The sequence below is a fragment of the Paenibacillus hodogayensis genome, assembly GCF_039536325.1.
Taxonomy (GTDB): Bacteria; Bacillota; Bacilli; order Paenibacillales; family NBRC-103111; genus Paenibacillus_AB; species Paenibacillus_AB hodogayensis.
On sequence record NZ_BAAAYO010000021.1, the window covers coordinates 533,189 to 553,899 of the forward strand.

The following is a 20,711-nucleotide window of genomic DNA, read 5'->3' on the forward strand; positions in this document are numbered from 1 at the left end:
AAAAGAACGCTAGTTTGCCGTCAGCCCGATGTTTTTTGCAGCTAGCAGGAACGATAGCACAAAAGGATACCGGAATCAAAATAATAGCGTATTGCCTATAGTCGAATTGGAACCGTTACACGTGAGCGAAAACATACCGGAAGGGTAGCTTGTGGCATTACGCCAGCACAGCGGGGCTGTGTTTGTTTCACGAGAGCAAGCCTAAAAGGCACCCTGATACGACCCGGAAGTCGAAGTAGAGGGTGCCTAGGGTGCAGCCAATGGTCTTCTTCTGACGCTACACGATTAAAGTCTCGCCAAGAAGCAGTGTCTGTAGTCTGTGAGCTTCAAGATCGAGCCTCTCCCACTCCTGATGCAGGCGGGAAAGCGCCTCGTCTGCAGTATCGTCAGCCAGCCTGAAGGCTCCATAGTGCATGGGGATGAAGACTTCCCCCTTAACATCCATAAATGCTTGTACGGCCTCCTCGGGTGTTACATGTTGCATGGACATGAACCACTCCGGCTCATAAGCGCCAATCGGCATCAGCACATATTGCAGACTTCCATAACGCTCGCCAATCTGCTTGAAACCGTCAAAGTAGCCGCTGTCGCCGGCGAAATAAATGCTGCCGTCTTTGCCCCCGGTGGAGTTTCTCTCATCTCCCTCGCCTTCAATGATCCACCCGCCCCAGTGAGAGGTGTTGGTGTCCCAGAGCGTACGGCGCGTCCAGTGCTGTGCGGGCACAAAATGAAACACTGCTCCACGGACCGCAATGCTTCCCCACCAGGGAAGCTCTGTTACGGCCGTAAAGCCCTTGCGCCGCATCATGCCTCCGAGTCCCTCGGGCACGAGCAGCTGCGGGCGGCCCGGCATGGCCCGCAAGGAGCTGACATGCAGGTGATCGTAATGGCCGTGCGACAACAGAATTACGTCGATCTCCGGCAGCTCACTGATCGAGAGGCCCGGCTCCGTGAGCCGCTTGGCAAAGCCCATGCGGGAAGCCCAGACAGGATCGGTCACGATATTGAGACCTGCTTTCTGCAGCAGGAAGGTCGAATGTCCAATCCAGGTAATCGTCGTTTGTTCACGGTTCGTTCGCAACAAATCAAGCTGTTTGTCCGGGCTTTGCGATACAGTAAAGCTGAGATCCTTTACCTTCGCCTTCCGCTCCTTTTGCCACTTGCGCACATCCTGCAAAGAATTAACCTTCGCCTCGGCATTCATATTGGCATATCTTTTTCTGGCCACGCTCCGAGCCTCCCAAATAGGTATATACAAGCATCATAACATGACCTTCTCATGGAGGAAAATTCGGCATACGCAAGATTAACTCGCATAGGACGATACAACGGTAGGAGATTAGGTTGCCAGTCGCCGCTCCTGCCGGAAAACATCTCCCTCATGCGCAAAATGGATGACAACTAAAATAAAACTAGGGAGAGGGGATTCATGTGCTCAGGAAGACAAGTAAACGCCGGAATCGGAACATAACGTCTTTGCCTCAAGAAAAATTAATTAATGCCATAAAATATTAATAATACGAAGTAAAGCCATGGAAGGAAGAGCGATGGGGTGGAGCGGATGAACGAAAGAAAGGTCCGAGTTGCGATTGTCGGTTGCGGAGGCATTTCGTCCAGCCAGTTTATCGGCATCGAGCGGGAACAAAATACGGGGTGACGGACTTCACGGATTACGAAAGGCTGCTCGCCGACCCGGGCATCGACGTCGTCTACCTGCACACTGAGCGGGCTGCTCGCGGAGCAAGCGATCCGGGCCGCCGAGGCGGGCAAACATGTCGTATGCGAAAAACCGCTGGCGATCCGGGAATCAATTCGCAATAGAGGATAGCATTTTAGGATGGTTGGTGAACGCCATACAGATCATATCATTGTTTATGCGTCGCAATTGCGCTAGGGCTTGTCTTTTCAGAGGTGCTCCATCTGTTTGCGCGGCGCAAGTTCAAATGGTAGACGGGACTCCAAATAGGCAGGGAACGACACATAGAGCGACTTGAGAGATTTCTCTTGTTCGCTCTTTTTGTTGCGCGGACTTTTCATCCTCCAAGTAGGTTGTTGAGCACGGAGGCGGATTGTTCCGCCTCCGGCACACGATTAGCCGGCAATATGCAGATCGTTCGTTTTTATGCGGATCATCCGAAAATACGACATTGCTGCGATTATATACGGTACAGGGGTCAGCGGATACACTTGGAGATGGCCGGCACGGTTCGATTGCGCCTCAGGTATAAGCCCGGCAAAGTTATTTGCGGAAAGGAGGTAAAAAGAAAGCGGCGTATTGCTAACAGCTTGTTGCACGATAAGCATATTCGATCCGGAACGAACGATTTGAGCTAGGGGGCTTACCCACCATGAGTAAAAAGCGGGCTGGTCGCGGCGGAAGTCCTTGTGTCCGCCACTAACGGATGATGAGTGGCTGCGAACGGGAACAGGCGGCGATGCGATGAGCCAAACAATTTAAAGCGCTTACTTTTACGTTAAACTACAGGAGATGATGAACATGGATCGTAGAAAAATGTTGGCAGCGATCGGTGTCGCAGGAGCTTCTGCTCTATTGGGGAAGTCGCTGCAAACGGTACAAGCCTCTTCGGTAACGGAAATGGTGTATGGAACAGGCCCTTCTCAAGCGGACGAGGTGAATTATAAGTATGCAAGCGAAGCGGTCTAGCGGAACGAACGGTTGCCGAACGGTTGCGAGACCGGGTTAGTGTCAGAGATTACGGGGCCCGCGGCGATGGGAACACCAACGACACGGCGGCCATCAATGCGGCGATTAATGCCGTTTTTGCGGCAGGGGGAGGCACCGTTTACGTTCCGAAAGGAACGTATCTGATTGATGCCGTACGGCCAACCGGGAATATAGCAGGCGGTGTGCAATTAAAAAGCCGTGTGACGCTTGTTCTTGACCAGGGCGCTGTGCTTCAAGCTTTGCCCAATAACCAAACCCTTACCATGGTTATTGCCATGTTCAATTGTGTCCGTGCAGGTGTCATTGGCGGCACAATAATCGGAGAACGGGACACCCATATCGGGACAACCGGGGAATGGGGCATGGGCATCTATTTGAATAACAGCAAGCAATCGTTTATTCAGGGGGTACACATTCGCAATTGCTGGGGAGATGGAATCTTTGTGCGGGCGTCTTTGGGTACGATTGCCCATTGCGTATGCGATAACAATCGGCGACAAGGCATGAGCATCGTAGACGCCAACGATTTGTACATCTACGACTGTATCTTCCAATTACGAAAGGAACGGCTCCGGAAGCAGGGGTCGATATTGAACCGGACTACACAACGGATCGCATTCGCCATATCGTGTTTGAAAAATGCCAGTTTCTGAACAATGAAGGTCGCGGCTTTGTGGCAGATATTCGGAATAGTGCCGTTTGCGAGCATGTGCAGTTGATCGACTGTGTGTCGCAAGGAAACAAGAAGCATTCTGCTGTCATCTTAACACGGGGAGGTGCCACAACGCGTCATTTTACGTTTCGAGGCTGCCATTTGGAGGACATTCGCTTGGGCGTGACAGCAGGTCTGGAACCGCTCGACTCCATCGTTATGGATCAGGTGACCTGCAAAGGGATTGAGTGTTGGAATGTCCATAGCACCGTGATTGCAAACAGCTTCGTCATCAGCGGCGGCGTCACCTTTCAGGATTCAAGCGATGTCGTCCTGACACAGACGACCATTGCAAACGCTCCTGCAAATGCCGTTTCATTTTTACCGGGCATGAGCAGATGGATCACACTGAATCAGCTTACGATTCGTCAAGCCGTCGGCTCCGGCATCGTAGGTGGCGGGCATCATGGAGCGATCGCCAACAATGTGATCGCCAATCATCAACTGTACGGTATCGATGCAGAACCGAGTCTGCAATCCAATCTTGTAACAGCGAATCGAGTATCGGGGAACGGTACGGCTGCAGTTCGGGGCTTAACGGATCCGAGTCACGTGATCGCCAATAATATCGGCTTCTAATTCAATTTAATAGGGGGTACATACAAATGATACGCAAAAACTTGATGTGGCTGTTGAGTATGTTGGTCGTGACGTCGATGGCTGTCGGCTGCAGTAAAACGGAGCCTGCGGGGACAGTTAATCCCGATGCGCAGCAGCCTGCGGCAGAAAAACAGCCGGATCCGGTGAAGGTTAGTCTTTACATTCACAATAACATTGTCGATGATGCGGATTTGCAGAAGTATATTGTGGAGCCGTTGCAGAAAAAGCTCCCCCATATTACTCTTCAGGTGACTCGTTCCGGTGCGGGAACGACCATCCAGGATGTATTAGCGACGGGGAGCTTCCCGGATCTCATCATCACGAGCAATGCTTACATGACAGAGTTTACGGATGTCGGTTTGCAATCCGACATTGCTAAGGAAATCAAATCGCAAAATGTGGACGTAAGCCGTGTGGAGCCGATCCTGTTGGAAGCCATGCGAATGAACAGTCCGTCAGGCCAGCTGTATGGTCTGCCGATTCGCCAAAATTTGGGCGTGATGATCTACAATCAGGATGTGTTCGATAAATTCGGTGTTCCGTACCCGACCGATGGCATGACATTCGAGCAGGTGGTGGAAACGGCCAAGAAGCTGACACGTATCGAAGGGAATACGCAATATATCGGTTTCGATCCCGGTAATGTTCCGAACAACGTATCTACATCTCTTGCCCTTCCGTTTGCCGATCCGAAGACGCACAAGGCTTCGTTCGATGCAATCGACATGGGTGCTCGGCGTCGCCGTTGCGGCAAGCCAAAACAAATACGACGGGATGAAATGGGATCTGGTCGCCAATCCGAACTTCAAAGGGCATGTCGGCGAAGGGCGTGAAGCGGATGTGCATTTAATGATGATTTCCAGTCTGGCTAAACAACGTGCTGCTGCGATGGACGTAATGAAGATGATGATATCGGACGATGTCCAGAAGATGTTTTCGGAGGATGGACGCCCGAGCGTATTGACGAGCGGGGAGATTCAGAAAAAGTACGCAGCTAATATCGTGCAATTCAAAGGGAAAAATATTGATGCGGCGTTCAAAACAAAGCCGATTCGTCCGCATGAGGTGACGCCGTATGATACGAAATTGAGAGCTTTGGTGGATAATGCCAAATCCGACATTGCGATTGGCGGCAAAGATCTGAACACCTTTGTACGCGATTTACAAGAAAAGGCGAACAAAGAGATTGAAAGCATGTTAAAGAAATAAGGAAAATGTTGTAAAAAGATGTCGCGTAACGCTAACAGGTTGTTGTACGATACGCATATCCAATCTGGAACGAGCGATTTGGGCTGGGGGGCTTATCACAATGAGAAAAAACGGGCTGATCGCTGCGACAGCCCTTTTGTCCGCCGCAGCATGGATGATGTGCGGCTGCGAACGGGAAGCGGGCGGCACCGACGGGACTGATGCGATAAAGAGCGATATGCCCGTGCTGCGGGTGGCGACGCTCGACAACTATTTTTCTTCCAAAAGTTACGCGGATAATTTGCCCGTATGGCGGGAGATCGAGAAGCGCACCGGCGTCAAAATCGCCTGGGAAGTGGTCCCGAGAGATCAGTTCGGCGATGTGATGAGGCTGAGGCTGTCGAAGGGGACGGATCTGCCGGATATTTTCCATATCCCGGAGATCGATCCCGTCCGGCTGGCGGGCAAAGGAACGATTCTTCCCCTCGATGAGCTGATCTCGAAGCATGCCCGAACATTGCCGCCTTTTTGCGTGAACATCCGGAAGTCGACAAAGTGATGCGTTTACCGGACGGAAAGCTGTATGCGCTCGCATCCGTTGTGACCGGTGTCGTCTATACCGATCCGTACAGTCTGATGATCCGTAAAGATTGGCTCGACCGACTTGGACTCCGAGAGCCGACAAATTTGGATGAATGGTACGCCGTCTTGAAGGCGTTCAAGGAACACGACCCGAACGGCAACGGATTGGCGGACGAAATTCCGCTGTTGCCCGATACGGGTCTGAGGGGGCTGATGCTGTTCGGCAGCTCGGTTGGCCATCATTTGTTTTACAGTGAAGGTTTTTATCCGGATGCGGACGGCAAGGTGAAGTACGAATGGCTGTCCCCGGAAACGAAGCGGCTGGTGGAATGGTGGCGCCGCTTGTATGGCGAAGGGCTGCTGGCGCCCGATTTTTTGACGAAAACGCCGGATTCGTTTGTATCCGAGGTGGCGGGAGGGCGTGTAGGCGCACTTAACGGATTTTTGAACACGCGGTCGAAATACGAATCGGGCAACCGCGAGGCCGGCTACCCCGGATCCGAATGGGAGATGACCGCTCCGCCCGGAGGTTTGGGACGCGACGGATTTTATGAAATATACGGCCCTATCAGCTCGTGGTTCGGCATATCCGCGAGCAGTCCGAGTCCGGAGCTGGCGATCCGCTGGCTCGATTATATTTACGCTAGCGAGGAGGGCAGCCGAATCATCAATTTCGGCGTCGAAGGGCTGAGCTTTACGATGTCGGACGGAAAGCCGAAATTTACCGAGTATGCGGTCCACAATCCGGACGGTCTGGACTTGACCCGATTCCTGCGCTCTATCGGGGCGATGCCGACATTGCCGTGGATTCGCGCGGATCATGGCCCCTTGTCGCTTGAGCCGCAGGCGATGCTCGATTCCGATCCGGTCGGGGCGGAGCAGGCTCGTAAAATCAAGCCCTATCTGATCAACTCGATCTCGATCTCTCTCCCTGCTCCCGAGGAGAAAGAAACGGAGGTGCTGTATGGCGAACCGCTGCGCACCTATGTCGATTCGACCCTGATGCGCTACATCACCGGAGCGGAAGCCATCGATTGGGACCGGTTCGAGAAAACGGTATATTCGCTCGGGCTGAAGCACGTGCTTCAGGCGAAGCAGCGGCAGTATGACCGGTATAACGGAGTACCATAACGCTAAAACTTTCCGAGATCCGCGGTGAACGTCACGAACCGCGTCCGTGCATATGCTGCAACGACGCCCGGCGGTATTCACCGGGAGTGATCCCGCATATTTTTTTAAACATGCGAATGAACGAATTGACGTTCCGATAGCCGACCTCGGCCGCCACCTCGCCGATTAGGATATTTTCGCCGGAGCCAAGCAGCTCCTTCGCCTTGCTCATGCGCAGCGCATTCAAATAGTCGGTGAACGTCATGCCTGTTTTGTCTCGGAAATAGGTGGACAAGTAGCTGCGCGACATTTGCAACTGCTCGGCCACCGACTCGAGCGACAGGTCCTCGCGATAATGGCTGACGATGTAATCCAGCACGAAATCTTTGACCGGGTCGTGACGCGCCTTCTTCTCCTGGACTAGCATACAGAGTTCCCCGATCATCCGAGCAAGCAGACGCTCCAGTTGGCCGGCTTCCGTACATTTCCCGATCTGCTCGAAGGGGGAGTGGCGCTCGTCGAAGAGCTTCGTATCGAGTTGGTAGAACAGCAGCACTTTCTCGATTTTTGCGGTAATTTCGCGAGCGAACAGGGCAAACCGATGGGCGCTGGCACCCTTCTCCTCCAGCCGGCGCATGCATTTGCCAAGCAGCTCCAACGCGCGCTCCCGTTCGCCGGCTTGCAGTTGAATCGACAGCTCCTGGTCGTCGGCCGGCGAGATTAGCAGGTCCAAAGCAGGGGCCGAGACGCTCGTAACGATTTGCGTTTCCCCCACGAAGCGGCGCTCCAGCAGCATGCGGCATGCCACCTCGTAAGCGGAGGATAGCTCGCTTGGACCGCACGAATGCGGATAGACGGCCACGGTCAGCAGGAACAGCTCTCGGTCCAGGTCCGCCATTGCCTTCAAACGGCCGAGGACGTCCATCAGCGCTTCGTGGGAAGCATCGCCTCCAATAAGCGTCATCACCTGATTGTGCTCCACCTGCAGCGTGGTCGATTCGGGGAAGCTTTGGCCAAGCTGGAGGGCGATGAGCTCCTGGATATAATAGGACGCCTTTTCGCGTTCCTCTTCGGTCAGCTCGTCGAACTGGTCCGTAAACGTCAGTCTGAACAACAGGAGCCGTAATGGCTTGTCGGTGTCGATCAGCTCGTTGAGACTTTGCTGATGCATGTTTTTCACTTTGCTCAAGTAGCCGTAAGATTTGAGCAAATCGTTCTTCAGATCGAGCCGGGTGCGAATTTCCCGCTCGGAGCGCACGATGGCGTCGATTTGATCTCTGATCCAATCGAGCTCTCGAATGTTGCTTTTTGCGATTCGAGGCGAGCCTTGTTTCTAAAAGCCGGATATCATTTTGCGGATCGGGCGATTGAACTTGATGCTAAGCGCGACCGAGAGCAGGAAGCCGATCAGCAGCGCGCTGCCCAGCACGGCGGCGAGTACGGTGTTTAGCCGCGATATCTGGCTCGCTAAATGCGAGAAAGGGACGATGTTAATGTAGGTGAAGCCGGTGTCGACGCCTTTTCGATAGAACAAGTAATTGTCGCCGATGCGCACATGGCCTTCTCCCGCCGAGAACGTAACGGCCGACAAGTCCACATCCGCCGTATCGTCGTTTCGGAACAGCAGCTTGCCGGCCGAATCGAGAATGACGAAATGGCCGTCGGAGGACACATGGAACCGGTCGAACAGACTGCCCGCGTCGAGAAAGGAAAGGATCGTATAAGAGCCGGATTGGACCGCGATCGGAAACAAATTTCCTTTATCGGAGACGCCGTTGATCGGAATATCGGAATAAAAATGTGCAGCCGGATAGAATCGGAACGTCGAGGCGTTTCCAGGTAGCTCCTTCGCCCAGAAGGCCGTGTCGTAGGTGGTGCTGACGTATTGCTTGACGAACAGCTCCGATGTTTTACCGGTGCCGTTTTTTTCGAGAAAGAACGGACGATTCGCGGCATAGAGGAAGATATTATTAATAAATAACAGCGGATTGCCGGTCAAGGTCCGAATTTTCTCGATCGCCTGTGAGGCGACGTTGTAATCATAGTTGTCCGCACTTTTGTCCAGAGCCGCAATCGGCCGGCTAAGGCCTAGCTGAAGCAGATTGATTTCGATCAGACTGAAATGCTTCTCATAGCTTTCGACCGATTTGGCCATACCAAGCATATTGTAGCTGACGATGTCCTCATGGATGTTGGTTTTAAAGAAAGCAAACGAAAACAGATTGAACGAAAGCAGCAGGACGACCAGCAGCAGGAACGATGAAAGCAGTTTGACGAATAAGGAGTTCCACCTAAGCGAGAGAGGCAAGCGTTTCATTACAAGAGTTTCCTCCTTACGTCTCAGTAATCGATTTCCGTTTAAGCCGGAAAGCGTTTTCCGAATCCCTCGCAACATTCATCTTACAGATTATCCCGATCAGTTCAATAGGTACACTCTGCGCTATCGATCTCAAAATAACGTACCATTTTTCTATGAACAAATCCATCTAAAATTATCCATTCGGCGTCTATTTGATCTCGCAAACATGACGCACCATCCTGTGACAATGCATCATGGAATGAAGGGAGAGGACTTTTTCAGTGGCATAAATGTCATGAACGAAAGGAAGAAACGTTCCCAGTTAGCATAACTGGCATAAGCCCTCTCATTATCCACAGATTAGTCCCTAGATGTCCTTGATGGATGCCGCTTGCGAAATTCTTTCGCGAATGGCTTCTTCAGTTCGTGGGACAAGAAAATCTACCATCATTTCCGCGTTTGCTTGCACTTCCTCGATGAAAGGGCGGAAACTCTTATTATATTCTTGGAACGCAAGTTCAAAATTCCCATGGTTTTTGTTTATAATGAGATTATCTCCGAGAAGAAAGGAAAAAAGATACGATATGGATATTACTCCACAAGAAGAAATCATGATTAAGGCTCTCCGTGAGGCCGTATTACCTCCTTTATTTGTGCTCATACGAATTAGAAATGATATTTCAAATGACACTGTAAATGTTGAAGAGAGCCGAAGAGATGACGTCGTAAAAACATTAGAAAAATACATCGGCCCACTATGGGAAGACTATCATGAGGGGAAGAATGTCAAAGCCAAAGAAAGACCTTAACGAATTAATCTTAACTATACAGTGGCTGCAAACCCGCACCACTTTGATTGATATCATTACGAACGGACAGAAGAGTATAACAACGAGGAAGGAGCAGCCGGCCATCTTAAGAGCCAGTACGTCGTATTGGAATAGTTTCTCATTGCTCAGGAAATAATTGGGATAAACTAAATCGCATATGGCAAAGAGGGTAAGATATGGGAGCGTTTCCGAGAGACTCTGCTGAATTATTATTAATACGTAAGAGTCACGTTGGTCGGAGAAGTCTGCCTAACCCGGCGAACCGGGTAAGGCTGACGGACGAGAAAGACGAGTACGGAGTGCCGCGCGCAAAAGTGACGTTCTTGGGTATTGTCGGGGGCGGTTCTTTAGGAAAAACCTGCGCCCACTCCTCAAAGTGTGAACACGAATGATTCTAGGCTCAAAACAATCATGGAATTATTTCGAAAACAGTACCTTGGTTAAAATCAGCCACTTTCATAGAGCCATAAACCCCTAAATAAAGTCTTGTTTGATTCAGGTTCGTTCCCAAACTAACATAATAAGCCGATTGAGATCCGAAATTATAATCGGTTTCAATAATACTGAAATCATTCTGTATACAATCTGTTTTTACCCTAGTATAGGCTAAAACCCCTCTAACCGGAGATTCTTTACCCCGAGCTAGATCGATAAACACAACGTTCCCCGATAACTCATGGATTTCATTTCCCATATAGGGCTGTACACCCGTAAGTGCAGTGGCTCTAAACTTATCGGTTCGGGGATCTTCATGAAAGTAACTAATGAGAGGTTGAAGACACCGAATTGACGTTTTTACAGCTTCATCGTAATAAGCAATTGTTTTCTCATTCAAAGCCGGGTTTGTAGAGCAGTCTGTTATTATCGAAGTAGGAAAAGCGCCTTCCCATCCCCGCCAGCCAAAGTTCACAAATCCTTCTTGGTCAAGTTCAGAGTTCTCTAAAGAAGCCTTGATGAGCTGGGTAACCGGTATTGGTTTATAATGAACGAATGAAAAAATCGACTCTACCAAGTCCTGACCGACATTCCCTGCGTATTTGATATACTGATTATCATGAAACCTTTGAAATGAAATGCCTGGTATATTGCGAACTCCTTTGGCAATGACCGTGAGCGTTTCCTGAATAAGCACGGGTAACTCATTAAAACGTGTAACTACAGGCGGATTATCGATGTATGTATGCTTCGTGACATCTATTTCAATGATTTTACCTGCGATTTCCATGACATCTTGGCTTAAATTAAAGGGGTCGTAGCCTGATCCGCCATCTCCGGTTGTCAAAACAAGTTTTCTTGTTTCAGGTGAAAAGTTTAGGCTATTGACACCATTATGGTTTAAAAATGGTCTTCTTATATTAAGCAATGTCCGCCGTTTTTGAGGTTGGCCATTCGAATGCAACATCCATTCTTCAACAGTATCGATATGATCGTATTGTATTTCTCTATTTATCCATTTTAAGCTTAATGTTCCAGGATCACACGGTTTAGGCTTAAACGATTCAAAAGTACCTGGAAGAGCACCTGGACCTTGGGTTCCGGCTACTGAATAATGGAGATAAAACAAACGATTATAATAAAATTCGGGATGAAATGCTAGCCCTAGCAATCCCCGTTCATCATATCCACCACTAGAAACACCTAGCTTAATGATTCGCGGGCGAATATCTAAAAAAGTCCTTATAGCTCCGTTTCCTATGTAAAAGATCTCTCCTACCTGGGTTGCAATAAATAATCTTTCGATCGAATCGCCCGGAAGTATAGCTGTTTTCAAAACAGTGGGTAGATTTAGCTTACTAACAATGGGACGCAATCTAACTTTAACTTTTTTCAAGTCAGCTTACCCTCCTTTTTATTGCTTTCTTTTATAAGAATATGATTAGAGCTTATTATTATTACCAGAAGTACCCAGCTACTACGGCAGCGGAGAGTCTTCACTGAATAAGGAAATCATTAACATTCATTGCAACTAAGTCCACCCATTAACGTCTAATGATATAAACATAAAAAGAGGTGCGTTAATGAAAAAATTTGTCGTGGGCTTATGTTTCGGTTTAGCCATTGCATGTTCTTCTATAACATTTGCGTCAGATTCCATCCAGGCGATATTATTTCCTGCCCATTTCGAAATAAACGGAAATAATACTTCCTTGGACGATGATTATAAAGTACTTAATGTAGACGGTCATGCGTACGTTCCGATTCGATTTGTAGCCGAGCAATTGGGTGCAACGATCGACTATGACCAGGAGCAGCAAAAGATTTTTGTCAAAAATCAAAAGCTTGACTTATCGGATCCGGATTACAAGGGGATATTTGTTGGCAATGTAATCTTAACTAAAAACGGTAGCAACACCAAAGTTACCGGTCAATTGCAAATCGAAGGTGTAGGGAGTACCAAAAATTCCGTTGAGGCCGTCCTTATGTTTTATAACGATAACAGTGAAAAAATCGGCGAGGTTGCGATTCATGGAGATGATTTTGGGGTAGACGCTCAAACGTTCGTTTCGGAGGGCTTGGGGGATTTTAGAACGTATTCGACGGTTACGCTCCATGTGGGTCGTGTAAATGGCCATATCATGGGTGCGGCTCCAAGCATCGTATATGAAAACAAAAAAAACAACTTCACCCTCCAGCTTCCCAAGAGCTGGGAGGGGAAATATGATGTGGTGGAAGTCTTAGATGAAGCTTCAAAATTCGAAAATATTAGTTTTATTGATAAAGCAAACAAAGAATACGGGGGAATTGTTTTTTCGATCGGCATATGGACCAAAGCGGATTGGAGTCAGAACGGTCAAACGGCTATGGAAACCGGTCATGTATCGAAAATTGGAGAACGGGGAGACAGAGTATTCGCGATAAGCACTCCAGGCGATGTACAATATGATCCGCACAAGGAGGAGCTAACGGCACAATATAACTCCATGTCGAAATACGTAAATACGATTAAAACCAGTTTTCATGTAAATGGAAAGCTTAGTGACAATGAAGTAAAGGATATTCTCAACCGGCTTATACCGAAGGCAACAGGCGTTTATGGAATGTTTAACGGATCCGGATGGTTTGCGGAAGATGCGACGAAAACCATTCCCGGCGAAGAAGAGTACTCCCTTGTAACCGGGGAAAGATGGAAAACGGGACTGGATACCGAGAACGTCAAATCCATAGCGGATTTAAAAAAAGTAGTAGAGGATGTATTTACAAAAGAGCTCGCTCAAAAGCTATTTTACGCCCATTATCTGGAATCCAAAGATGCAGGCCTTCCTCTGTATAAGGAATATGAAGGGCGGCTTTATGTAAACACAAACAATGGAGGACACGGGTCGGCATCAAAGTATTTCATGGATACCGCCAAGATCATCAGCCAAGAAGGCAATGTTGTTGTCGTTGAGTTCCATACCACCGAGTATGATTCTCCGTACAAAATGACCGTAAAACTAGAAAAGGTAAATGACAAGTGGTTGCTGGCATCGGGTGCGAACGCCGATAATGAAGTGATGATAAACTATGACTATATGTTGAAGTATCAAGGTGAAGGTAGTCTTTGGTCTGCTGCATTAGAAGATACGGTTTGGGACTTCGGAAATGGAAAAAACAAGGTTTACAGTAGGATAATACTGACTTATAAAGGATCCGATATGAAAAAGGTGGGCACAGTAGACTTTACATATGGGAACGCAGGCAATAAAGGAACGGGCTATACCCTAAGTTCAGACGGGAAAATCATATATGATGAGTATGATGATAATATCGTATTGCCTACAAAAGATGACATTGTGAAGGTAGCAGTGGAATGGGACGGAAAACTGGATTCTTTTGTTTTGAGCAATTCTGGGCAAAACCATTAAATAAACAGCATATCTTTACATGTAATGAAGCAGACTTGTGTCGTTTTATGTAGACGCAAGTCTGCTTCATTAATGATATTCCAAGGGCTTATTCACGCCATACTTTCGTTTTTTCTTTCAGATGAGTGGAAGACTGCTCGCAAACCCCAAATATTCGGAAATCTCCCCGACAGTCATCTGCGAATTGATCAGCAAATCGCGGGCCGCATTAATGCGGAGGAGCCGAATTGCTCGGCGACGATTACGGCGAATGATCGGCGGACAGCATTCACCCGAACGATCTCGGTTTCAGAAGAATGAGCGACAAGCTGCTGCACGTCTTCGAGCGGCTGCTGCAGCCGTTGCTGTAACGCAGGCCGTCTTTGCTGCCGGGAAGACGAACGAAATCAAGGGAAAGTTTGGGTAAGGAGGTTGCGACGTTCTTCTGGCACATCATCATGGCGCAATTGAAGCACTCTTGGAAAGCTATAACAAAAACAAAGAAAACTTGCGATTCCAAAAGACTATCCACAGGATGGTCTTTTTCAAACTATGAAGTCTGAAGAAGTGCCTATGGACTTTAGAGGGCCGACCTTGCCCTCCTTATACAAACGAATAGCAATTATAATCGAAAATTGAAAAATAACGGTTCTGGTCTAACTATAAGGTCAACATTTCTTGGCTTATGTTTAGTTAAGAGTTCAACCATTCTAAACCTTCCAAATGGGTTAGCAGAATGAATAACAATCTTTTTTGGGTATGTTCTGTTCTGTACCATGTATTTTACTACTTCGTAACCAGATGGTTTGCCAAAACCTAGATCATGGTCTAATGACAATGCATTTACCTTATTGTCTGTAATCAGTTTTATACATTCGTCGGCAGTTTGAGCATATTTATATCCTTTTGGGCATGGACGTAGATCGTCCAGAAACACATTGATCATGAGTTAGTCACCTACAATGTAAATAACAAAATGTGCTTTATTGTATGAAGCAGCAATCATAATTGTTTGGGCAAATGAATTTGATAAAATTCCAACGGAAAGCCAAGTGGGGGAAAGCTGGAATCGTTGCCGGTCGAAGAGGCCGCAGCATCAGCCGTCCGGTGCGGCGTACTTTCCGTCCGGCTCGAATGTGGCTCCATTGGACCGGTCCAGCTCCACGTGGGTGGTTCCGCGACCGTCGGTCAGCACGAGCATGCGCGAGCCCACGACGGGGACGCGGTCGGCGGTGGTGCGCATCTGTGCTGAGATGACACGAGGAGCACCGTCGACGATGTAACCTACCTCGACCGTGAACATCGGGTAATTAGAGAGCCAGCGGTTCGTGAAGCTCACGACGGTCAGCGTCCCGGCGAATGACGAGCCCTCCGCGCGGAGGCGCTCGATGTCCGACTGACGCCGTCGGGCGTGGGCGATCGAGCCGGGCAACCGCAGGAGCGCGATGGTGGCCCAGAGGGCGAAGCCGGCTCCGATGAGGGCGCCGAGCTCTTGCGGGATCGTCGGCGACGTCGCGATGGCCTCGAGGTCGAAGGGGCGCGACGAATCGCTTGTCAACGTCCAGAGCAAGAGGACTCCCGCATCTACGGCGAGTCCTCCTGCGACCGCGAGCGTCGCGAATAGGCCAGCGACCCTGATCTGTCCGAACTGCTCGATCGCTCGCGAGTACAGTCCGACGGTCACACCGATCGCGACGAACAGCAGCGCCACGGCGACGCACACCGTGACCGGATGACCGAGGAGCATGTTGATCGCCGGTGTCGGCGCCAGGCCGAGCAGGGCGCCGAACGGCACGGAGCCTGTCAACGCCCACAGTGCAGCGGCTACGAGCAACTGCGGCAGCAGCGGAGCCGCGCGTCCGACGCGACGTCCCGGCCGGAGCAGAGTCATTCGTCCGTTCGTGTCCGTGGTGGAGAACAGCGGCAGCGTCTCGATGTGCTCCTGCTGCTCGTGCTCCTGTTGACCCTCCGCAACATTCCTCATCGGCATGGCCCTTCCGAGGAAGATTCCCCCACCATTAGCGGCAGAGGGCGAGTCCTCGCGGCGCGGCCGGGCCGATCAACTATAAAATGGAGGAGTTGAATGTATTGGGGTTCCATTAATCTGTCCGATAGTATTCGTTCGCATTGACGCTGATTATTTGTAGCCATACACACCTTCACCTCCATAATTTTCTAGCTATATTTTACATCAAGTTCTTGTCCTATCACAGAGAGAAATCTAGGTCATTGCGCTAACGGGCAGTTTTTGTTGCAATAAGTGCTATTATAGAGAATAGGCGAGGGAACTGAAGAAGGGGATGTATTTCATAGATGTTTGCTATTATTGCGGATATACACGGAAACTTACCTGCTTTAAAGGCAGTACTCCAAGCAATTGATCAATTAGGCGTAAAGCGTATATTTTGCCTTGGCGACATGATCGGAATTGGTCCGGATAGTAATGAAGTTCTCGATATGTTGTTTTCTAGGGATGATATTTCAATGGTAACAGGTAATCATGATGAGGCTGTTCTGGCATTACTTCATGGCGAAGACTATCCAACTAGTCACTCCAATGTTAGGAATCATCATGAATGGATAGCAAGTAGGATTGATGCTTCCTTTATTGGAAAATTGAAGCGTTTGCCGAGGGTTATAGAACTTACACAAGATAACATTGAAATCTTAATGACGCATTACCACATTAATCAAGAAAAACTGTATGAGCACATCAGTAAAGATCCATTTAGCTCGATTGTGGAACCAAGTCTGGATAATTTATCAAAGTTATTCGCTGATCGTCAAGAAAACCTCATTTGTTTTGGTCATCATCATCCTGTTCATTATGTTAATCACCGCTCTCGAACGTATGTAAACCCGGGTTCGCTTGGATGTAATGATAAACCAACCGCTCGTTATGTACTTGTACATATAGCCGGGAATCAATCAAAGATTGAATTAAACGAAGTTAGTTATGACAATACAGACTTTCTGAAATCCTATTCAAGGTTGAAGGTTCCGGACCGTGAGTTTATCCTAAAGGTTTTTCATGTCGGTCAACTCGGGTAACTTGTTCACTCCGCAACACCTCTGCTTTTTGTGCAGAGGCAAGGATAAGCAAGGCTCGTCGAACCTCCACCGATTCAGTACCTCTGCGGGCGATATGAAGGAGTATTTCCTTCTTCATTCGTTAGCTCGCGAACAAATAGATTCATAGCCAGCTACAATCTCAGATGGGGCACTAGTCATGATGATTAAGCTATCGGATACTATAGTTTTCTTGCCTTGACTACAAAAGTTACAGGAAGCATCTTTGCTTTTTTTGCAAAATCGCTGTTATCGTCCCGCGATTGCATAATTTCATCATCAGATTGCTCAATCATTTGCTCAATGACAAATCCCGCTTTTGCCAACGCATTCACATAGGTGGATAGTTTCCGATCCGATAATGTTAGCGCACCTTCATCAAGAGATACCGAATACCAAGACTCATCGAAATAACATTTTTTAAAAGCAAGCATATTATTTTCTGCAACCACACATTTGTGTACAGGGTGAGACCAACTGAAAATAAATACACCGTCTTTTTTAAGGTAAGAAGCGATCCGGCAAAAAGTACCCTCAAGGTCGGTCGTCCAGCCTATGGCATAAATGGAATAAACAAAGTCAAAATAATCCACTGGTATGCCACATTCTTCTTCCATGGGAGAACAGATCAATTTGGCTGAAAGACCGCATGCCGTCAAATGTTGCGTTGCCTTTTCGATTTGTTTTTCTGATATATCCACAGCCCATAGTTCTGATGCTTTGCGTTCCCCGTGATATTGCAAGGATTGACCGTTTCCACAGCCTATCTCCAGCATCTTTTTCCCGGAGACATCGCCAAAAAGCTGGCATTTTTCTTCTGAGACAAATGCTCCATAAAAAGGAAGCACGATTGCTCCTAAGAAGTCATTTCCGTTTGTATCCCAATAGAAGCTGTTTGTTTTATAAACAGAATTCTTATCCATGTCGACCGAGATCGCACAACCAACCTCGCCAGCGCCTATAATGTTTGTTTTATAAACAGAATTCTTGTCCATGCCGATGCCCTCCCCAAAAGTCTAAACGTATATCACGACTTGCGCGTATCTCAACAACACATATCGAACATGAACACTCTGCGCTATTGATCCCAAAAAAATGTACCATTTTTAGATGAACAAATCCACCTAAAATCATCCATCCAGCGTCATTTGATCTCGCAGACATAGAGCCGATTTTTATTGAATAATGCCTCCCAGAATCCCCGTCAGAACCAAGAGAAAGATCGGATTCATTTTCCATTTTCTTAATACAAATAAAGAACCTGTAAATATAGCTGCGGCAATCCAATCCACATCAGCAACTGCGCTTATTTCTGATTCCCCAAGAAACGTCAATAGCAATATTGTTGAAGCAGCGGACATAATAAGCCCCAGTGAAGCCGACCTCAAGCCTTTCAAAGCTTCTACCACATAGATCGATTTATTGTGTCTTTGGAAAAAGCGATATAGCAAAATAGAAATGCCAACACCTGAAATCACGCAGCCGAATGTTGCGATTATTGCACCTGGTATCCCTGCAATCTGTATTCCAACAAACGTTGAGACATTCACTGCTAAAGGGCCGGGCGTCATTTGCGATATGGTAATGATGTGGGTGAAAATCTGTTGGGATATCCAGTCGTTTTTTTCAATTACCTGTTCCTGAATAAGCGGGATGATTGCGTATCCTCCGCCGATACTGAAGAAACCGATTTGAAAGAAGACAATCACCAGTTGCCATAATTCCCCCATTATTTCTGCCGCCTTTCATTCAGCCACACTCGCATCATGCACAAAGAACAACACACTGCGAGGATAATTGCCACATTGATTTCAAAGATAAAGTTTGCCAAAAATGCCGTCGGAATCACCAGATTAAGAAGTAAAGAACGTTCCTTGATCATCATACTGCACATATCAACAACGAAATCAACGATAAGTGCTGCCACGCCTGCCTGCATGCCTCTCAAAATTGTTGAGATTAAAGGATTCATCGCAAAAGCAAAATAAAATAGGGATATGAAAACTAGTATGACGAGCGGCGGAATAACAGCGGCAATACAACTAATCACAGCCCCCGTCATCCCTGCTGCACGAAAACCTGCGAGTGTTGACAAGTTGATTGCAATTGCTCCTGGTGAAGACTGTGCAATAGCAGCCATATCGACGAGATCATCTTCGCTGAATAGTTTTTTTCTGGTTATAAAATATTTCCGAATCATCGGAACAACAACATATCCGCCACCAAATGTAAATGTGCTGATAAATAAATTTATTCCCAGAAGCCAGATACATAGTTTGGTTCTTTGGCTTATCATCTGATCACCTCCTTATCACCCTTATTATTGAGGTTGTCGAACTATTAGTAAAATGATATTATTTTGCAATAGTGATTAGTTTTACTCATATGAGGAGAAACATAATTATGACGCTTCGGCATTTTGAAATATTGCGGGCAGTAGCAGAAACGGGAAACTTTACAAGAGCTGCGGAAAGGTTATATATCACGCAATCGGCTGTTTCCCATGCGATACGAGAACTGGAGGAAAGGGCAGGGACGGCATTATTTGACCGTTTGTCAAAAAGTGTTCAGCTTACAAAAAGCGGCCGGCTTTTGCTGGAGGAAATTTTACCGATTTTAGCTTCATGCGAAGCTTTAGATGCGCGTATCAACTTTTTGGAAAAACGAGCCCCCCTGCATATTGTTTCCAGTATTACAATTGCAGCTTTCTGGTTACCTAAAATATTGAAAGCCTTTCAAAAAGATTGGCCTGATATACCTATCAATGTCGATGTGGTGAGCGCAGCAAATGCTATTGAAATATTGAGGAACGGTAAAGCTGATATTGCTTTGATTGAGGGTGCGGCTCCCCAAGGTCCTTTTATAAGTATCCCTTTTGCTTCCTATCCGTTATATATTGTGTGCGCTCCGGACTATCTCATCACTCACAGGGAGTTGACTCTGCAAGAATTTTGCACTGAAAAACTATTATTGCGTGAAAAGGGCAGTGCGATCCGCGATACTTTAGACAGTGTTCTTTATTTGGCCGGACATACCGCGCAACCTGTATGGACAAGCGTAAATTCCCTAGCATTGATAGAGGCTGCGAAGGCTGGATTCGGCATAACGATTTTGCCGGATGTTCTTGTAGGTGAGCTGCTCTCGCAGGGGAAATTGATTTCACTGTCTGTTCAAGATCTCTTGTTGAAAAATGATTTGATTGCAGTTCACCATCGAGATAAATATCTGACAGCTCCGTTGAGGGCCCTTCTTTTCCACATAGAATCTACGCAGTCTCTGGGGCCTTAAATGTTTGAAGCTTGAGGTACAAGGGATTCGGTCCATCCCAAGGATACCGTTTAAGGTCTGACTTTGTACCAGAACCATTCTGGTACTTTTGATTTTTAACAGTAGGCCACTTCGTTTCTCGTTCAGCTTGCAGGAGGAGGCACTTATTTGCCTAGTCTCAAGTCGATCGAAGGAGGAGGCTACGGCTCAATCCCGGCGAATAATCCGGTCGGCGCGGAGGCGGGGAAGCAGCTCGTGGATAGGACGGTGCGAGAATTGCGAGACATGTGGGACAAGTGATGAATAGAAGCGGGAAGGGACTGGCACCCGTACTCACTCTTGGAGCGCCAAATAGTATAGTGCCACTTGAAACATCGGGTGAATATTAACCCGAATGGCTCAAATATCGAAATTAAATAGAATCATCAAAATAAGGATATATGACGTAGGTTTCCGAGTTAACAGAGTACGAAAGCTTAATAAAAATACGAAGGCAGCCACCTAGAAAGATCGGCTGCCTGTGCTCAACGGACAGGGTAATTCT

Annotated in this window: 22 protein-coding genes; 13 read left to right on the forward strand and 9 right to left on the reverse strand. The window is 47.8% G+C overall.

The genetic code is table 11. The annotated features are described in order from the left end of the window. Positions 1-277: 277 nt before the first annotated feature. A complete protein-coding gene (locus ABD796_RS35230; protein WP_344917562.1) occupies positions 278-1,204 on the reverse strand; it encodes an MBL fold metallo-hydrolase in 927 nt (308 codons plus the stop codon). A gap of 543 nt (positions 1,205-1,747) precedes the next feature. Between ABD796_RS35230 and ABD796_RS35790 the strand changes: the two genes are divergently transcribed. From ABD796_RS35790 to ABD796_RS35265, 8 genes are all read left to right on the forward strand, one after another. Further along, on the forward strand, positions 1,748-1,828 hold the full coding sequence (locus ABD796_RS35790; protein ID WP_379120862.1) for a hypothetical protein: 81 nt from the start codon (positions 1,748-1,750) through the stop codon (positions 1,826-1,828). A 669-nt stretch (positions 1,829-2,497) separates the two neighbouring features. Further along, a complete protein-coding gene (locus ABD796_RS35235; RefSeq protein ID WP_344917404.1) occupies positions 2,498-2,665 on the forward strand; it encodes a hypothetical protein in 168 nt (55 codons plus the stop codon). A 23-nt stretch (positions 2,666-2,688) separates the two neighbouring features. Then, the gene (locus ABD796_RS35240; protein WP_344917406.1) at positions 2,689-3,339 is read left to right on the forward strand and encodes a glycosyl hydrolase family 28-related protein; all 651 of its coding nucleotides are present in this window, start codon (positions 2,689-2,691) and stop codon (positions 3,337-3,339) included. 182 nt (positions 3,340-3,521) lie between these two features. Then, entirely contained in the window at positions 3,522-3,977 is a 456-nt protein-coding gene (locus ABD796_RS35245) for a right-handed parallel beta-helix repeat-containing protein (protein ID WP_344917564.1), read from the forward strand. Between the two features lie 26 nt (positions 3,978-4,003). Further along, positions 4,004-4,831 carry an ABC transporter substrate-binding protein gene (locus ABD796_RS35250; protein WP_344917408.1) on the forward strand — a complete coding sequence of 276 codons (828 nt, stop codon included), beginning with the start codon at positions 4,004-4,006 and terminating at the stop codon, positions 4,829-4,831. Continuing rightward, positions 4,773-5,207, forward strand: a complete 435-nt coding sequence (locus ABD796_RS35255) for a type 2 periplasmic-binding domain-containing protein (protein WP_344917410.1) — start codon at positions 4,773-4,775, stop codon at positions 5,205-5,207. Before ABD796_RS35250 ends, ABD796_RS35255 begins: the two co-directional genes overlap by 59 nt. A 100-nt stretch (positions 5,208-5,307) precedes the next feature. Then, positions 5,308-5,745, forward strand: a complete 438-nt coding sequence (locus ABD796_RS35260) for a hypothetical protein (protein WP_344917412.1) — start codon at positions 5,308-5,310, stop codon at positions 5,743-5,745. Next, positions 5,745-6,899, forward strand: coding sequence for an extracellular solute-binding protein (locus ABD796_RS35265; RefSeq protein WP_344917566.1), 1,155 nt, complete (start codon positions 5,745-5,747; stop codon positions 6,897-6,899). Before ABD796_RS35260 ends, ABD796_RS35265 begins: the two co-directional genes overlap by 1 nt. A 31-nt stretch (positions 6,900-6,930) precedes the next feature. Here ABD796_RS35265 and ABD796_RS35270 read toward each other — a convergent pair whose 3' ends face one another. Both ABD796_RS35270 and ABD796_RS35275 read right to left on the reverse strand, forming a co-directional pair. Continuing rightward, on the reverse strand, positions 6,931-8,136 hold the full coding sequence (locus ABD796_RS35270; RefSeq protein WP_344917414.1) for a helix-turn-helix transcriptional regulator: 1,206 nt from the start codon (positions 8,134-8,136) through the stop codon (positions 6,931-6,933). 75 nt (positions 8,137-8,211) lie between these two features. Then, the gene (locus ABD796_RS35275; RefSeq protein ID WP_344917416.1) at positions 8,212-9,195 is read right to left on the reverse strand and encodes a hypothetical protein; all 984 of its coding nucleotides are present in this window, start codon (positions 9,193-9,195) and stop codon (positions 8,212-8,214) included. A 566-nt stretch (positions 9,196-9,761) separates the two neighbouring features. Between ABD796_RS35275 and ABD796_RS35280 the strand changes: the two genes are divergently transcribed. Next, positions 9,762-9,986, forward strand: coding sequence for a hypothetical protein (locus tag ABD796_RS35280; protein ID WP_344917418.1), 225 nt, complete (start codon positions 9,762-9,764; stop codon positions 9,984-9,986). Between the two features lie 430 nt (positions 9,987-10,416). Here ABD796_RS35280 and ABD796_RS35285 read toward each other — a convergent pair whose 3' ends face one another. Then, complete coding sequence (locus ABD796_RS35285) at positions 10,417-11,838, reverse strand: PQQ-dependent sugar dehydrogenase (RefSeq protein ID WP_344917420.1); 1,422 nt, start codon at positions 11,836-11,838, stop codon at positions 10,417-10,419. 187 nt (positions 11,839-12,025) lie between these two features. Between ABD796_RS35285 and ABD796_RS35290 the strand changes: the two genes are divergently transcribed. Beyond that, positions 12,026-13,852, forward strand: a complete 1,827-nt coding sequence (locus ABD796_RS35290) for a stalk domain-containing protein (RefSeq protein WP_344917422.1) — start codon at positions 12,026-12,028, stop codon at positions 13,850-13,852. A gap of 601 nt (positions 13,853-14,453) precedes the next feature. Here the strand turns inward: ABD796_RS35290 and ABD796_RS35795 are convergent. Further along, the gene (locus tag ABD796_RS35795) at positions 14,454-14,777 is read right to left on the reverse strand and encodes a cyclic-phosphate processing receiver domain-containing protein (protein WP_379120811.1); all 324 of its coding nucleotides are present in this window, start codon (positions 14,775-14,777) and stop codon (positions 14,454-14,456) included. Positions 14,778-14,927: 150 nt separating this feature from the next. Then, positions 14,928-15,815 (reverse strand): hypothetical protein, encoded by an 888-nt coding sequence (locus ABD796_RS35295; RefSeq protein WP_344917424.1) that lies wholly within the window; start codon positions 15,813-15,815, stop codon positions 14,928-14,930. 329 nt (positions 15,816-16,144) lie between these two features. Here ABD796_RS35295 and ABD796_RS35300 point away from each other — a divergent pair, with 329 nt between their 5' ends. Then, a complete protein-coding gene (locus tag ABD796_RS35300) occupies positions 16,145-16,882 on the forward strand; it encodes a metallophosphoesterase family protein (protein WP_344917426.1) in 738 nt (245 codons plus the stop codon). A gap of 200 nt (positions 16,883-17,082) precedes the next feature. Here the strand turns inward: ABD796_RS35300 and ABD796_RS35305 are convergent, their stop codons facing one another. The 3 genes from ABD796_RS35305 to ABD796_RS35315 form a co-directional block, all read right to left on the reverse strand. Continuing rightward, on the reverse strand, positions 17,083-17,895 hold the full coding sequence (locus ABD796_RS35305) for a class I SAM-dependent methyltransferase (RefSeq protein WP_344917428.1): 813 nt from the start codon (positions 17,893-17,895) through the stop codon (positions 17,083-17,085). 180 nt (positions 17,896-18,075) lie between these two features. Beyond that, positions 18,076-18,630 carry a chromate transporter gene (locus tag ABD796_RS35310; protein ID WP_344917430.1) on the reverse strand — a complete coding sequence of 185 codons (555 nt, stop codon included), beginning with the start codon at positions 18,628-18,630 and terminating at the stop codon, positions 18,076-18,078. After that, complete coding sequence (locus tag ABD796_RS35315) at positions 18,630-19,196, reverse strand: chromate transporter (protein ID WP_344917432.1); 567 nt, start codon at positions 19,194-19,196, stop codon at positions 18,630-18,632. Before ABD796_RS35315 ends, ABD796_RS35310 begins: the two co-directional genes overlap by 1 nt. Before the next feature lie 107 nt (positions 19,197-19,303). Here ABD796_RS35315 and ABD796_RS35320 point away from each other — a divergent pair, with 107 nt between their 5' ends. Together ABD796_RS35320 and ABD796_RS35325 are read left to right on the forward strand one after the other, a co-directional pair. After that, positions 19,304-20,188, forward strand: a complete 885-nt coding sequence (locus tag ABD796_RS35320; protein WP_344917434.1) for a LysR family transcriptional regulator — start codon at positions 19,304-19,306, stop codon at positions 20,186-20,188. 147 nt (positions 20,189-20,335) lie between these two features. Next, positions 20,336-20,467, forward strand: coding sequence for a hypothetical protein (locus ABD796_RS35325; protein WP_344917436.1), 132 nt, complete (start codon positions 20,336-20,338; stop codon positions 20,465-20,467). Positions 20,468-20,711: the final 244 nt, after the last annotated feature.